The organism is Janthinobacterium lyxosi, assembly GCF_051380665.1.
Lineage (GTDB): Bacteria > Pseudomonadota > Gammaproteobacteria > Burkholderiales > Burkholderiaceae_D > Janthinobacterium.
The window spans coordinates 49,135-63,733 of the sequence record NZ_JBNYXM010000020.1 but is presented as its reverse complement, the minus strand read 5'-3'; the positions used below and the strand labels follow the sequence as shown (position 1 = coordinate 63,733).

Annotated in this window: 11 protein-coding genes; 2 read left to right on the top strand and 9 right to left on the bottom strand. The window is 64.4% G+C overall.

Annotated features, from left to right (window positions below; genetic code table 11):
* Positions 1-44: 44 nt before the first annotated feature.
* From ACQ4WP_RS20170 to ACQ4WP_RS20145, 6 genes are all read right to left on the bottom strand, one after another.
* Entirely contained in the window at positions 45-650 is a 606-nt protein-coding gene (locus ACQ4WP_RS20170) for a PqiC family protein (RefSeq protein ID WP_436523727.1), read from the bottom strand.
* Entirely contained in the window at positions 647-2,275 is a 1,629-nt protein-coding gene (locus ACQ4WP_RS20165; protein ID WP_436523725.1) for a PqiB family protein, read from the bottom strand. The genes ACQ4WP_RS20170 and ACQ4WP_RS20165 overlap by 4 nt, the downstream gene beginning before the upstream one ends.
* Positions 2,268-3,575, bottom strand: coding sequence for a paraquat-inducible protein A (locus ACQ4WP_RS20160; protein WP_436523723.1), 1,308 nt, complete (start codon positions 3,573-3,575; stop codon positions 2,268-2,270). Before ACQ4WP_RS20160 ends, ACQ4WP_RS20165 begins: the two co-directional genes overlap by 8 nt.
* A 131-nt stretch (positions 3,576-3,706) precedes the next feature.
* On the bottom strand, positions 3,707-5,062 hold the full coding sequence (locus tag ACQ4WP_RS20155) for an amidase (protein WP_436523721.1): 1,356 nt from the start codon (positions 5,060-5,062) through the stop codon (positions 3,707-3,709).
* Between the two features lie 63 nt (positions 5,063-5,125).
* Positions 5,126-6,358: a M20/M25/M40 family metallo-hydrolase gene (locus ACQ4WP_RS20150; RefSeq protein WP_436523719.1), complete on the bottom strand. Its 1,233-nt coding sequence runs from the start codon at positions 6,356-6,358 to the stop codon at positions 5,126-5,128.
* Positions 6,355-7,587 carry a urate hydroxylase PuuD gene (locus tag ACQ4WP_RS20145; RefSeq protein WP_436523717.1) on the bottom strand — a complete coding sequence of 411 codons (1,233 nt, stop codon included), beginning with the start codon at positions 7,585-7,587 and terminating at the stop codon, positions 6,355-6,357. The genes ACQ4WP_RS20150 and ACQ4WP_RS20145 overlap by 4 nt, the downstream gene beginning before the upstream one ends.
* A 131-nt stretch (positions 7,588-7,718) precedes the next feature.
* Between ACQ4WP_RS20145 and ACQ4WP_RS20140 the strand changes: the two genes are divergently transcribed.
* Together ACQ4WP_RS20140 and ACQ4WP_RS20135 are read left to right on the top strand one after the other, a co-directional pair.
* Complete coding sequence (locus ACQ4WP_RS20140; RefSeq protein ID WP_034754583.1) at positions 7,719-8,657, top strand: LysR family transcriptional regulator; 939 nt, start codon at positions 7,719-7,721, stop codon at positions 8,655-8,657.
* A 73-nt stretch (positions 8,658-8,730) separates the two neighbouring features.
* On the top strand, positions 8,731-10,491 hold the full coding sequence (locus ACQ4WP_RS20135; RefSeq protein WP_436523715.1) for an allantoate amidohydrolase: 1,761 nt from the start codon (positions 8,731-8,733) through the stop codon (positions 10,489-10,491).
* Here ACQ4WP_RS20135 and ACQ4WP_RS20130 read toward each other — a convergent pair.
* The 3 genes from ACQ4WP_RS20130 to hydA are packed head-to-tail and all read right to left on the bottom strand — an operon-like array spanning position 10,488 to position 14,599.
* A complete protein-coding gene (locus ACQ4WP_RS20130; RefSeq protein WP_436523713.1) occupies positions 10,488-11,888 on the bottom strand; it encodes a tetratricopeptide repeat protein in 1,401 nt (466 codons plus the stop codon). The two genes, ACQ4WP_RS20135 and ACQ4WP_RS20130, sit on opposite strands and share 4 nt — an antisense overlap.
* A gap of 56 nt (positions 11,889-11,944) precedes the next feature.
* Positions 11,945-13,192: a Zn-dependent hydrolase gene (locus ACQ4WP_RS20125; protein WP_436523711.1), complete on the bottom strand. Its 1,248-nt coding sequence runs from the start codon at positions 13,190-13,192 to the stop codon at positions 11,945-11,947.
* Between the two features lie 15 nt (positions 13,193-13,207).
* Complete coding sequence (gene hydA, locus ACQ4WP_RS20120) at positions 13,208-14,599, bottom strand: dihydropyrimidinase (protein ID WP_436523709.1); 1,392 nt, start codon at positions 14,597-14,599, stop codon at positions 13,208-13,210.

Genomic DNA, 14,599 nt, shown 5'->3' with positions numbered 1-14,599 from the left:
CGAATTTTACCAGCGGCCACCTGGACTGGGTAGCGGAAAGCGGCTCAGGCGGCCGGGCAGGCAGCGTTGCCGTTGTCAAAAGCGCGCACCACGCCCGCCGCATCGGCGGCGATGCGGTTCACGGCACGGCGATGACCGAGCACCAGTTCATCGTAGCCTGCGCCCACTTTTTCATTGGCGATCGTGCGGCAAGTGAGCACCTTGTTGCTGGCCAGCTGGCGCACGCTCCACACGGCATCGATCAGCGCATACTGGCCCATCACGGACTCAAAACGCTGCACATTGGTGCTGATGCGGTATACGGGCAGGTTGTCCGGATGCGGCGTGCGGAACACATCGATGGCGCCCAGGTCGTTTGTCACGGCCGTAGACAGGGCCTGGCCGATCTCGCCGGCCAGCGGCCCCGCCCAGCGCTGCTGCTCCAACAATTCGATGCGTCCCGATGGCGCCGTCACGACAAACTGGTTGCGGCTCACCTGCTGCGGCACGCTGACGGCCAGCACCTCAACATAGTATTTCACGGGCTTGGCCGGCTGCGCGTCGGCGCCGCCGCCGAGCGTATAGAAATGCTCGGGTTGGGGCGTGGAGCAGGCGCCCAGCAGGACGGTCGCCAGCAGCGCGGCGAAGGTTGCAAGGACAGGCTTCATCATTTTTCATCTCCTTTTTTACCGCGGATCAGGGACTCGGGGTGACGCTCCAGGTAATCCGACAGGGCGTTGAGCGATTGCAGGGTTTGCGTCAGCTGCTGCAAGGCCTGGCGCACATCCGACTGCAGCGGCGAATCCTTTTGCAGCACCTGTTCGGCCGTGCCGAAGGTCTGTTTCGCCGCCGTCAAGGTATCGCGCATTTCCGGCACCACCTGGCCATCGAGCTGCTTGAACAGGGTATTGGCCTGCTTGATGGTGGCGTTCAGGTTGTTACCGATCTCCGCGTATGGCACCTGGTCGAGCTTGCGGGCGATGCTGGCGATCTGCGTCTGCAGTTCGTCGAGGGTATTCGGCACGGTGGGCACTTCCAGCGGATACTTGTTCAGCTCCAGCGCCACCTTCGGCGCTTTCGGGAAGAAGTCCAGCGCGATGTACAACTGGCTGGTGAGCAGGTTGCCCGTGCGTAGCTGGGCGCGCAAGCCACGGCTGACCATGCGTTCGAGCAGCTGGTGCCCAGCCGAGCCTTCCGCATCGTCGACGGCCGTCTTGAAGCGCATCCCCAGGCGGGCAGGATACAGATTGACGGTGACGGGCATGCGGAAGTTCTTCTTCACAGGGTCGAACTCGATACCCACCGAGCGCACCTCGCCCAGCACGATACCGCGAAAGTCCACCGTGGCGCCAGGCTGCAAGCCGCGCAGGGACTGGTCGAAATAGAACACGGTGGTAATGGCTTCACCATCGGGCTCGCGCATGGCGCTGGCCTCGTCGGCCGCCAAACGGAAATTGCTATCGGCCGGCGCGGGTTCCTCGGGCTTGCGGCCATTTTCCGCCTCGAAGGCGATGCCGCCCACCAGCATGGCGGCGAGCGACTGCGTGTTCAGCTTGAAGCCGTTGGAATCGAGGCGCACGTCGACGCCGCTGGCATGCCACCAGCGCGCATTCTTGCCGACAAACTGGTCATACGGCGCGTTCACGAAGACCGACATGGTGATGCCATTGCCATCCTTGTCCAGCGCGAAGCTGACCACCTTGCCCACGCGCAGGCGGTGGAAGAACAGGGGCGAACCCACGTCGACGGAACCGAGGGAGTCCGCATGCAGGGTGTACAGCTTGCCCTTCTGGTCGCCCGCCACGGCGGGCGGATTCTCCATGCCGATGAAATTGTCCTTCTTGGCTTCCGACTTGCCCGTGTCGACGCCGATGTAGGCGCCCGACAGCAAGGTGCCCAGGCCCGTCACGCCGCTCGCACCGATCTGCGGGCGCACTACCCAGAAGCGCGAATCTGCGGTGGCGAAGCGCCGCGCTTCCTTGCTCATGTCAATCGTCACCAGCACCTTGCTCAAGTCGTCGCCGAGGGTAATGGCGCGTACCTGGCCGATGTCGACATCCTTGTACTTGACCTTGGTCTTGCCCGGCTCCAGGCCTTCGGCGCTCTTGAAGCTGACCGTTACCGTCGGGCCCTGGTCAAGAATGGACTTAGCGGCCAGGCCGGCGCCGATCAGCGCGGCGAGCAGCGGAATGAGCCATACCAGCGACGGCAGCCAGCGGCTGCCCTGCTCCACATCGGGTTCCGGCAATGGACGGCCACCCGTTTCGGCAAGGCCGCCCGCTTCTTTGTCAGACATGCTGTTCTCCAATCACTGTATTGTTTCCGGTATTTGCCACCACCACGGGTTCTTCCTCGCCAGGCACCTGTCCGTCGACGGGATCCCAGATCAGGCGCGGGTCGAACTGCATCGCCGCCAGCATGGTCAGCACCACCACGGCGCCAAAGGCCAGCGCGCCGGGACCGGCCGTGATCACGGCCAGCGACTTGAAGCGCACCAGCGCCACCGTCAGGGTGACGACAAAGATGTCGAGCATGGACCAGCGGCCGATGAATTCGACCATGCGGTACAAGATGGTGCGCTGGCGCGGCCGCCAGCGCGAACGCCGCTGCGCCGTGAACGCCAGCAGCGCCAGCACGCCCAGCTTGAGCATGGGTACGACCACGCTGGCGATGAAAATGATGATGGCCAGGCCTTTCGAGCCGCTGGTCCAGAACAGCACCACGCCGCTCATGATGGTGTCATTTTGCGCGCCAAACAGCGTGTACGTGACCATCACGGGCAGCAGGTTGGCGGGAATGTAGAGGATCATGGCGGCGATCAGCAAGGCCCAGGTGCGGTTGACGCTATCCGGTTTGCGTACATGCAGGGCCGTGCCGCAGCGCACGCAGGCCAGGTGCTTGCCGTTGTCCAGGGGTGGCGCCACCAGGCCGCAGGCATGGCAGGGCAGCACCTTCTCGCCCGGTGCGAAGGCCTTGTAGCGGATGCCGGGCAGTGCTTGACGGGTCAGGTCGTCGCCCAGGTTCCACAAGGCCTTCGGATCGAACGAGACAACGATGGCCAGCATCAGGGTCAGCGCGCCAAACGCGAACAGCCCCGGTTGCGGCAGCACCGTGGCCAGGCTGGTCATCTTGACGACGGTAATCAGGATGCCGATCATCAGCACCTCCGTCATGCCCCACTCGCGCGCCGTCTGCACGGCGCGCAGCACGCGGTTAAAGCCGGGGACCTTGACGCCGCCACGCAGGCCCAGCGCCACATACAGCAGAGAGCCCAGTTCGATGGCCGGGAAGAGAATGGTAAACAGGAACACCATGGTCGCCACCACCTGCATCTGCTCGGACCACAGCACGCGGATGGAGCCGAGCAAGGTGGCGCTGGAGGTCAGGCCATTGACGTCGAGTTCGACGATGGGGAAGAACTGCGCGATCAGGAAGACCAGGGCGGCGCCCAGGGTCAACGCCACCACCTTGGTCAATTCGGCCGAGGCGCCCCGCGCGTGGGCGCCGCGGCCTGGCGCGGCGCGGTATAGCACCGAGCGGCAACGGATGCAGCGCGCCTTCTCGCGCGGACGCAACGGACGTTTGCGGTACAGCACGCCGCAGTCATGACAGCTAATCAGGTCGTATCGGTGCACAGTGTGAAGTTTGCCGGCGCGCAAGCGCGACTATCTCATGTCAATGCCAGCCATCATGACAGAGTTGGCATTTTCCTGCACCTCAGCACTATTTATTGTTGTGCACCTAACAATATCTCGACCGCCCGGCCAATTTGCAGCACTCTTTCATCCGCGCCGGCCAGACCGCAAATGCCCAACCCCACGGGCAGTTCACCGTCGGCATGGCAAGGCAGGGACAAGGCGCAACCGTCGAGGAAGTTGATCACGCTGGCGTTGCGCAGCACCAAGCCATTCGTGGCAAAGAAAGTGGCGTCGTCCGCTTCCAGGGGCGCGACTTCCGGCGCAAGAATAGCAACGCTGGGCATCAGCCAGGCATCGAATGGCGCCAGGCGCCGCTGGGCGATGGCGATCAGGCGCGCACGCGCATCGAGCAAGTCGATGTAGTCGGCCGCGCCTTGCTGCTGGCCGCGGCGGATGCGCGCCGCCACGCGCTGGTCGTACTGGGCGCCCTTCTCTTCCAGCAACACCCTGTGCCAGTGCCAGGCTTCCGCCGCCACCAGGCCGCCGCCGCCATTCATCGTCGGCAGTTCCAGCAATTCAGGGAAATAGAACTGTTCCACCAGTGCGCCGGCTTGCCGCAGCTTGTCCAGCGCGGCGTCGAAAGCCTGCTGCACCTGCGGCGCCACGTGCGTACCGACGTAATCGGAAGTAAAACCGAAGCGCAGGCCTTTCAGTGCTGGCGCCTGGGCGCCGATGTCATGGCCCGACAGCGCTGCGTACAAAATGGCGCAGCAATCGACGCTGTGCGCGATGGGCCCGGCCGAGTCCAGGGAGCGCGACAAGGGCACCGTACCGGCCAGCGACACGGAAGCCGCCGTCGGCTTGAAGCCGGTCAGGCCGCAAAAGGCGGACGGGATGCGGATCGAGCCGCCCGTGTCCGTGCCAAGCGCGCCGGCCGCCATCGCAAAAGCCACCGTGACGGCACCGCCCGAGGTAGAGCCGCCCGCCACGCGTGCGCGGTCATGCGGATTACGCGGCGTGCCGTAATGGGGATTCAAGCCCAGGCCGGAGAATGCAAATTCACTCATGTTGGTGCGGCCCAGCAGGATGGCGCCGGCCGCGCGCAGACGCGCCACGGCGCCCGCATCGGCAACGGCGGGCGGCGCGTCGGCCAACGCCAGCGAGGCGGCGCTACTGACCTGCCCCCTGACGTCGAACAGGTCCTTGATCGAGATGGGTACGCCGGCCAGTGGCGAAGGCACCCAGCCGGCCGCGCGCGCAGCGTCGCTGGCACGCGCTTCCATCAGCGCCTGTTCGCCATCGAGGCTGACATAGGCATGGCCGCCCTGCGCCCGGTGCGCCTCGGCGCGCGCCAGCATGCGCTGCGTCAGTTCCACGCTGGTGATGCAGCCGGCGGCCAGGTCGGTCGCCAGTTCCCTTATCGTCCTCTTGCCAGTCAAATCCATGCTGCCTCCTCGATTTTCCAAGCATGCATCTTACCGGATGCAAGCGGCATAGTCGCCGCCTTGTCAAGCGGCCAGGAAGTCGAGCAGTGTCAAGGCGACGATCTTGCTGGCCTTGCGCAAGTCGTCCAGCGCCAGGCGCTCATCGGCCTTTTTTGCGTTCGATTCGGGCACCGTGCGCGGACCGGCGCCATACAGCACCGCCGGGATTCCCCGTTCGCCATACAGGCGCGCATCCGCATACAGGGGCGTACCGACGGCGGGAATCGTCTCGCCGAGGATGGCTTGCGCATTCTTTTGCAGGCTGCCGACCAGTTGCCCGGAGCCGGGCAAGGGGCGCAGCGCGTGCGACAGCAGCAGGCGGCGGATCTCGATGCGGATGCCAGGCTCGCCGCGCACGGCGTCCTCGATCAGCGCGCGCACCTGCGCCTCCACCGCCACCGGGTCTTCTTCGGGGATCATGCGGCGGTCCATCTTCATGACGACCTTGCCCGGCACCACATTGGTATTCGTGCCGCCGTCGATGCGGCCCACCAGCATGGTGGGCGAGTCGATGCCGGCCACTTTGGATTTGATCTTTTTCAGCTCCGGCAACTGGCCGTAGATGGCGTTGAGGATCTTGTTGGCCGCCTGCAGCGCATCATGGCCCGTCTCCGGCATGGAACCATGGCCCGACTTGCCGTGCACGGTGATTTCCAGCTGCAGGCAGGCGTTGTGCGCCGTGACGATGCCATAGCTGAAACCGGCGGCGATGACGAAATCGGGCTTCGTCAACTGCTGTTCCAGCAGCCAGCCCGGCCCCAGCAAGCCACCGAATTCCTCGTCGTAGGTAAAATGCAGTTCCAGTTGCCCTTTGAGCGGAATGCCCAGTGCCTCCAGCGCGCGCGCGGCAAATACATAGGTGGCGAAATCGCCTTTCGAGACGGCCGTCGCGCGGCCGTACATATAGCCGCCGTCGATCTGGCCGCCATACGGCGGATAGGTCCAGTTGTCGCCAGGCGGCACCACGTCGCCATGCGCATTCAGGGCCACCGTCGGCCCGCCTGCGCCGTAAGGTCGGCGCACGATCAGGTTGGTAATGCTCTGCATGCCGTACGCTTCCACCTGATCGTTTGGGACTGCGTGCTTTTCGGCGTTCCAGCCATACGCCTGCAGCAGCTGCGCCACCAGCTCCGCATGGGGCGCGTTGTTGCCGGGCGGCGTATCCGTCGGCTGCTGCACCACCTTCTGTAAAAATGCGACTTCCTCGTCGAAGTGATCGTCGATCCAGGCCGTGATCCGTTCTGCGTGCGTTGTCATTTTGCTCCTTGCATGGTCTGTTGCAGCCAGGCGCCCAGTTCACTGCGCTCGGCGTCGGTCATGTTGGTCAGGTTGCCGATCGGCATGGCTTTGAGCTCGATGGCCTGCTTGTAGATTTGCGCCGCGTGCTGGCGAATTTCGCCTTCATTATCCAGCATCATGCCGGCCGGCGCCGTGGCGAAACCGGGCTGCGTGGGCCGGACCGAATGGCAGGTGGCGCAGCGCTGGGCGATGATGGCATGCACGCTCTTGAACTGCGCGGCCGGGTCCAGCGCAGGCGCAGCCGCCATGGCCACGGGCGCTTTCGGCGCGATGGCCACGGCCACGCCCAACAGCAGGGCCACGCCGATGGCCGGATAGCGCCACTCGACCCGGCCCTTGTGGCGCAGGTTGAAGAAGTGGCGAATGAAGACGCCAGCCGCCATGATCAGCGCCAGCACCAGCCACGCATGATCATTCCGATAGGTCATCGCGTAGTGGTTGCTGATCATGATGAACAGCACGGGCAAGGTAAAATAATTGTTATGCACACTGCGCTGCTTGGCCTTCAAGCCGTATTTGGGGTCGGGCAGCTTGCCGGCCGCCATGGCTTCGACCATCTTGCGCTGGCCGGGAATGATCAGCATCAGCACATTGGCCACCATAATGGTGCCGATCATGGCGCCCACGTGGATATAGGCGGCGCGTCCGCTCAACAAATGCGTGAGCACATACGCGGCGCCGACGATCAGCGCGAACACCGTCACGCCGAACCACAGTTCATGTTTGGCCAGCGGGGAACGGCACAGCAGGTCGTACACGGTCCAGCCGATGACGAGGGTGGCGATGCCGATGCCGACGGCCTGGCCGCTGGACAGATCGGCCACGGATTTGTCGATCATCATGGCCTGCGCATTGAAGTAATACGCGATGGTGAGCAGCGCAAAGCCGGACAGCCAGGTCGAATATGCTTCCCACTTGAACCAGTGCAGTTCCTTCGGCAGTTCCGCGGGCGCCACCAGGTATTTTTGCGGGTTATAAAAGCCGCCGCCATGCACGGCCCACAATTCTCCCGCCACGCCCTTCTGCGCCAGCTCGGAGCCGGGCGCGGGCGGACGTATCGAGTTGTCGAGCCAGACAAAATAAAAGGAAGCACCGATCCAGGCGATGCCCGTGATGACGTGCAGCCAGCGGACGATCAGGTTCAGCCACTCCAGGCCGTACGGAATCAGGTAGGCAAATACTTCCATAAATTTCCTCTAGTCAGACCGAACCCATATTCGTGCCAATCTACACAAGATAAACGGATTTACCGCCCATCACATGAAAAATATCGTATATTTGACATATTCAAATCGATATACAACAGAGCCGCCGCCACATGTCCAGCCTGCCGCAACACCTCGACCTGCACCTGATCCGCATCCTCTACCTGCTGCTGGTGGAAAAGAATGTCTCGCGCGTGGCACTGAAACTCAATCAGCCGCAGCCTTCGATTTCCGCCTCGCTGCGCAAGCTGCGCGAATTGACGGGCGACCCGCTGCTGGTGCGCGGCGCGCGCGGCATGGTGCCGACCCAGCATGGCGAAAGCCTGCTCAATCCGGCCAAGCGCATCCTCGACCAGACGGAGAGCCTGTTCGTCAAGAAGACGCCGTTCGTGGCGCAGGAAGAGGCGCGTACCTTCCATATCGCCGCGCCCGACTACCTGGACAGCCAGTTCCTGCCCAACGTGGTAGCCCTGCTGCGCCGCGGTTCACCGAAAAGCCGCGTCGTGCTGCATAGCCTGGGGCCGGGCATCGACCATATCCGCCAACTCTCCGATGGTGGCCTGGACCTGGTCATCGCCAACTGGGACGAGCCGCCCGCGCATCTGCATATCTCGAAACTGTTTGAAGACCCCATCATCTGCGCCATGCATGCGGAAAACGCCTATGCGCGGCGCACGGCCAGCGACGCCATGACGCTCGACGATTATCTGAGCCTGCCCCACGTGGCACCGTCGCAGATGATGCCTGGCTACCACGGCGTGATCGATTCCTTCCTCGAACGGCAAAACCTGCAACGCAACGTGGTGGTGGAATCGGCGTATTTCGGCCTGATCCCCTACATGCTGACGCAGACGGACCTGGTACTCACCACGGGCCGGCAGTTCATGCGCTTCTATGAAAAAACCCTGCCGCTGAAAACGTATACCGTGCCATTGAAATTCCCGCCGATGCGCTTTTACCAGCTGTGGCACCAACGCGTGCACCAGGCGCCCGAACACAAATGGCTGCGCGACCAGGTCAGCGCGGCTGCCAAGGCGCTGGTACAGCGATAGCCGCTATCAGCACGCGCATATAATGGATGCAGGAACGGGGCGCTATCATCACCGCTTGCATGATCGGAAAACCATGACCACCCTTTCAGACCTGAACGCCAACAGCCACGCCGGCTTCATCGAGCAGCTGCACGGCATCTATGAACACTCGCCCTGGATCGCCCAGCGCGCGGCCCCCGCCCGGCCGTTTGCCAGCCTGACGGCACTCAAGGCGGAACTGCAGCGCGTGCTGGCGCAAGCCTCGTCCGAAGAGCAGCTGGGACTGATACGCGCTCACCCGGAGCTGGCCGGCAAGGCCGCCATCGCGGGACAGCTGACGGCGGAATCGACGCGCGAGCAGGCCAAGTCCGGCCTGAACCTGTGCAGTGCCGACGAATTCGCCACCCTGCAACGCCTCAATAGCGAGTACAACGCCAAGTTCGGCTTTCCCTTCATCCTGGCCGTCAAGGGCCCGACGGGCGAAGGCTTGACGCGCCAGGACATCATCGCCACGTTTGCGCGGCGCCTGAAAAACCGCCATGCCGATGAACTGGCCGAATCGCTGCGGCAGATCAAGCGCATCGCCGAACTGCGCCTGAACGACCTGTTCGACGTGCGCCTGGACTTCGGCCCGGCCATCATGCAGCACGCGGAAACCCTGGCCGGCTGGAGCGATAGCGACTACAACCTGACCTGCGCCTACCTGACGCCAGCCCACCAGAAAACGGCAGCGCAGCTGGCCGACTGGATGCGGGAGGCTGGCATGCAGGTACACATCGACGCCGTCGGCAATGTCGTCGGCCGCTATCTGTCCGACGCGCCAGGCGCAAAGACGCTGATGACGGGATCGCATTACGACACGGTACGCAACGGCGGCAAGTACGACGGCCGCCTGGGCATCGTGCTGCCGATCGCCGTCGTGCGCCATCTGCATGAGCGGGGTGAAAAGCTGCCCTTCCACGTCGAGATTGTCGGCTTCGCCGAGGAGGAAGGCGTGCGTTTCAAGAGCACGTTTTTGGGCAGCACGGCCGTCACGGGCAAGTTCGACGTGTCGCTGCTGGAACAGGTTGACGCGGATGGCGTGAGCATGCGCGAGGCGCTGGTTGCCGCCGGTCACGAGGCGAGCGCCATCGGTGCCATTGCGCGCGATCCGGCCGATCTGCTCGGCTATGTGGAAGTACACATCGAACAAGGCCCCGTGCTGCTGGAGCGCGACCTGCCGCTGGGGATCGTCACGGCGATTGCCGGCAGCTCGCGCTACCTGGTCAATCTTGGCGGCGTGGCCAGCCATGCAGGCACCACGCCCATGACCATGCGCAAGGACGCGGCCAGCGCGGCGGCCGAAATCATCCTGCTGGTGGAACAGCGCTGCAACCAGGGCGTAGCGCTGGTGGGCACCGTGGGGCAGCTGCACGTGCCCAACGGTTCCGTCAACGTGATCGCCGGCGCCTGCATCCTGTCGCTCGACATCCGCGCCGCCGTTGATGCCGTGCGCCAGGCGGCCGTCGACGATATTTTGGATGGCATCGCCGCCATCTGCGCGCGGCGCCAGATCGACTATCAGCTGGAGCTGCTGCTGTCGGCGCGTGCGGCGCCGTGCGCGCCGTGGCTGATGGCGCAACTGGCCCAGGCAGTGGAATCGGTGGGCATCGAACCATACGCGCTGCTGTCGGGCGCCGGCCACGATGCCATGGCCATGGCCGCCATCACCGACGTGGCCATGCTGTTTACGCGCTGCGGCAATGGCGGCATCAGCCACAATCCGCTGGAAACCATGACGGCCGACGACGCCGATATCGCGGCGCGCGCGCTGCTGGCGTTCCTGCGCGATTTCCAGCCCGAGCCCAAAGACTAAGAGTCTATCCCAGCAGGGAGCGTCTTCTGTCGCCAGCGCGTCAGTTGCTCGGCCACCTGCGCGATCAGCGGTGCCCAACCGCCTGGCGCAGGCTGGTGGAACAGGCGCATTGCGCGATACCAGGGACTATCGCTGCGCCCCGCCAGCCAGCGCCAGTCGGGCCGGTAGTGCGGCAGCAGCAGCCAGCACGGCGTACCCAACGCGCCCGCCAGGTGCGCCACGGCCGTATCGACGCTGATCACCAGGTCCAGGTTGGCGATCAGCGCCGCCGTATCGGCCATGTCGCCCAGCGCCGCGCCGCCGCCGACCAGGGCCAGTGACGCCGAAGTGTCATCCTCGCCGGCGCCCTTCTGCAAGCTGACAAACTGCACGCCGGCCACCGCTCCCAGCGGCGCCAGCGTGTCGAGCGCCGCCAGCGAACGCTCGCCATCGTTTTCAAATGCAGGATTGCCTTTCCAGGCCAGGCCCACGCGCAGCGGCGCGGGCGGCAAGCGCGCGGTCCAGGCGGCCACGGCGCGCGCATCCGCGTGCAGATACGGCACGTTCGACGGTATCGTTTCCAGGACCGTACCGCACAGGCCGGGAACGCTCAGCAGGGCGACCCAATAATCGCGTCCGCCCTGCGCGACCGCCTCGCCGATGGCCTGCACCTCGTCGATGCCAGGCACGGTCTGCAGCAGCGCCTTGAGCGGCGCATGGCACAGTAGCGACACGCTGGCCGCGCCCAAATCGCGCAGCAAGGGCACGTAGCGGCACAGCAGCAGCATATCGCCCATGCCCGCTTCGGGGCAGATCAGCAGCGACTTGCCGGCCAGCGACTCTCCCTGCCAGCGCGGGAAGTGGAAGTAGTCGCCAAACGCGGACGGTTGCGGCCGCGCTTCGAGCATTTTCCAGCCTTCTGCCAGGCGGCCCTGGCGCAGCAGCAGGTAGGCGAGGTTGTAGCGCGCGTTCGCGTAGGCCGGTTCGAGTTCCATGGCACGGCGGTAGCAGCGCTCCGCCTGTGTTTCGCGCTGCAGGCTGGCCTGCAGCACGCCCAGGTTGGACCAGGCAGAAGACCGTTCGGGCTCCAGCGCCAGCACGCGGCGCTGGATTTGCTCGGCTTCGTCCATGCGACGCATCCGCAGCAGCAGCGCGCCCAGGTTCTGCAGCAGATGCGTATCGTCGGGCATTTGCGCCAGTGCGCGCAGGTACAAGGCCACGGCGTGCTCCAGCGCGCCCTCCTGTTCCCGCATCCAGGCCAGGTTGGCCAGGGCAAACGCGTTGCCGGGGTCAAGTACCAGCGCCTGCTGGAAAGACGCCTGCGCGCCCGCCGCGTCGCCCATGGACAGCAGTTCGCCGCCACGCGCGGCATGCAGCGCGGCCGGGTGCCGCTCGGTATCGGTATCGGAAATGCTCATCGCTGGGCCGCCTGTTGTCGCAAGGCTCCCAGCATAGCACCGCCGCGCAGCGACAGCTAGACGGCCACGGCCCGCTCCAGCATCGCGTGCAACAGCACATTGCAGCCCGCTGCCAGGTGCTCAGGCTTGGCATCCTCGATTTCATTGTGACTGATGCCATCCTTGCACGGCACGAAGATCATGCCGGCCGGCGCCAATCTGGCCGCATAGATGGCGTCGTGGCCGGCGCCGGACACCACGTCCATCACGGAGTAGCCGAGTTTTTCAGTCGCATTGCGCACGGCGCCAACGCAATCGGGGTGGAACGGGCATGGCGGGTAATAGGAAACCCGTTCAAGAGATATATCCAGTCCCGTACCGGTGCGCGTGGCATCGATGAAGGCCGTGATTTCGCCATGCATGGTGTTGAGCAGTTCATCGTTCACATTGCGCAGGTCGATGCTGAATTTGACTTCCCCTGGGATCACGTTGCGGCTGTTCGGGAACACCTGCACCATGCCCACCGTGCCGCGGCCATATGGCGGATAGCGGTTGGCGATGGCAACCACTTCCTGCATGATCGTGGTGGCCACCTGCAGCGCGTCCTTGCGCAGTCCCATGGGCGTGGGTCCCGCATGCGCCTCCATGCCCGTCACGACGCAGTCGTACCACGACAGCCCCATCACGGCAGGTACCACGCCGATCACCTTGTCCGCGTCTTCCAGCACGGGCCCCTGCTCGATATGCGTTTCAAAGTAGGCGCCGATGGGATGCTCGCCTGGCACCTGCTCGCCCTTGTATCCGATGCGCGCCAGTTCCTCGCCCACCGTCTTGCCCTCCGTGTCCCTGGCCGCATACGCGGTTTCGAGCGAGAAGGCGCCGCAGAATACGCCGGACCCCATCATCACGGGCACGAAGCGCGAGCCTTCCTCGTTGGTCCAGAAGGCCACTTCGATGGGCGCCTGCGTCTTGATTTTCAAGTCGTTCAGAGTGCGCACCACTTCCAGGCCCGCCAGCACGCCGTAATTGCCATCGAACTTGCCGCCCGTGGGTTGCGTGTCGATATGGCTGCCCGTCATCACGGGCGGCAGGGCATTGTCGGTACCGTCGCGGCGCATGAAGACATTGCCGATCTGGTCGATGGTGATGCTCATGCCGGCCTCGCGGCCCCAGCGCACCACCAGGTCGCGCCCCTGCTTGTCCAGGTCCGTCAGGGCCAGGCGCTTGACGCCACCCTTCACTGTCGCGCCGATCTGCGCCAGTTCCATCAGGGCCACCCACAATCGTTCGCCATTGATGCGTAGATCATCCCGTAGATCATCCATTATTGTCTCCTGACTTCATGCGGTGGTGGCGGAAAAGGCAGGCCGTTCGATATAGCGTCCGGCCCCTTCGACGGCCGTCAGTTCGCCCTGGTGGAAGACCACCTTGCCGGCGGCTATCGTGGTGCGGGGGATGCCGCGCACGGTGCGCCCTTCGAAGACATTGAAGCCCCCTTTGGCGAACTGCGTGGCGGCGGAAATGGTGCGCGTGCCATGCGGGTCCCACAGCACAATGTCGGCATCGCTGCCCACGGCGATGACGCCCTTGCGTGGATACATATTGAATATCTGCGCCGCATTGGTGGAGCTAACCTTGACGAATTCGGAGGGCGTGAGCATGCCCGGATTGACGCCCGCATCCCACACCACGGCCATGCGTTCCTCGACGCCGCCACAGCCGTTCGGGATGCGCGTGAAGTCGTCCTTGCCCGCCGCCTTCTGTTCGGCGCAAAAGGTACAGTGGTCGGTGGCCGTCGTGTGCAGGTTGCCGCTCTGCAGGCCATGCCACAAGGCCGCTTGATGGTGCTTGCCGCGGAACGGCGGGCTCATGACGTGGCCTGCCACGTAATCGAAATCATCGCTCTGGTAGACGCTGTCGTCGATCACCAGGTGGCCCGCCAGCGCTTCGCCATACACGCGCTGGCCATTCGCGCGCGCCCGCGTGATGGCGTCGAGCGACTCGGCGCACGAGACGTGCACGATGTATACGGGGGTATTGAGGACATTGGCGATCGCAATGGCGCGGTTGGCCGCCTCGGCCTCCACGGCCGGCGGGCGCGACCGCGGATGCGCCTGCGGCCCGGTAATTCCCTTCTTGAGCAAGGCTTGCTGCAATTGAAAAACCAGTTCGCCATTCTCCGCATGCACGGTGGGCAGCGCCCCCAGTTCCAGCGACCGGCTGAAGCTTTTCACCAGCGTTTCATCGTCGGCCATGATGGCGTTCTTGTAGGCCATGAAGTGCTTGAAGCTGTTCACGCCATGTTCGCGCACGAGGATGCCCATCTCTTCATGTACCTGCTCGCTCCACCAGGTAATCGCCACGTGGAAGGTGTAGTCGCCGGCCGCCTTGGCCGACCACTCGCGCCACTGGTAATACGCCTCGATCAAGGATTGCTTGGGTGCGGGAATGACGAAATCCATGATGGTGGTGGTGCCGCCCGCCAATCCCGCCGCCGTGCCCGTGAAAAAATCGTCGGACGTCACGGTGCCCATGAAGGGCAGATTCATATGCGTGTGGGTGTCTATCCCGCCCGGCATCACGTACAGGCCGCCCGCGTCGATCACGGTGGCACCGGCCGGCACCGGCAAGTTCTCGCCGACGGCGGCGATGATATCGCCCTCAATCAGCACATCGGCGCGGAAGGCGCGGTCGGCGTTGACGACGGTACCGCCACGTATCAGTGTAGTCAT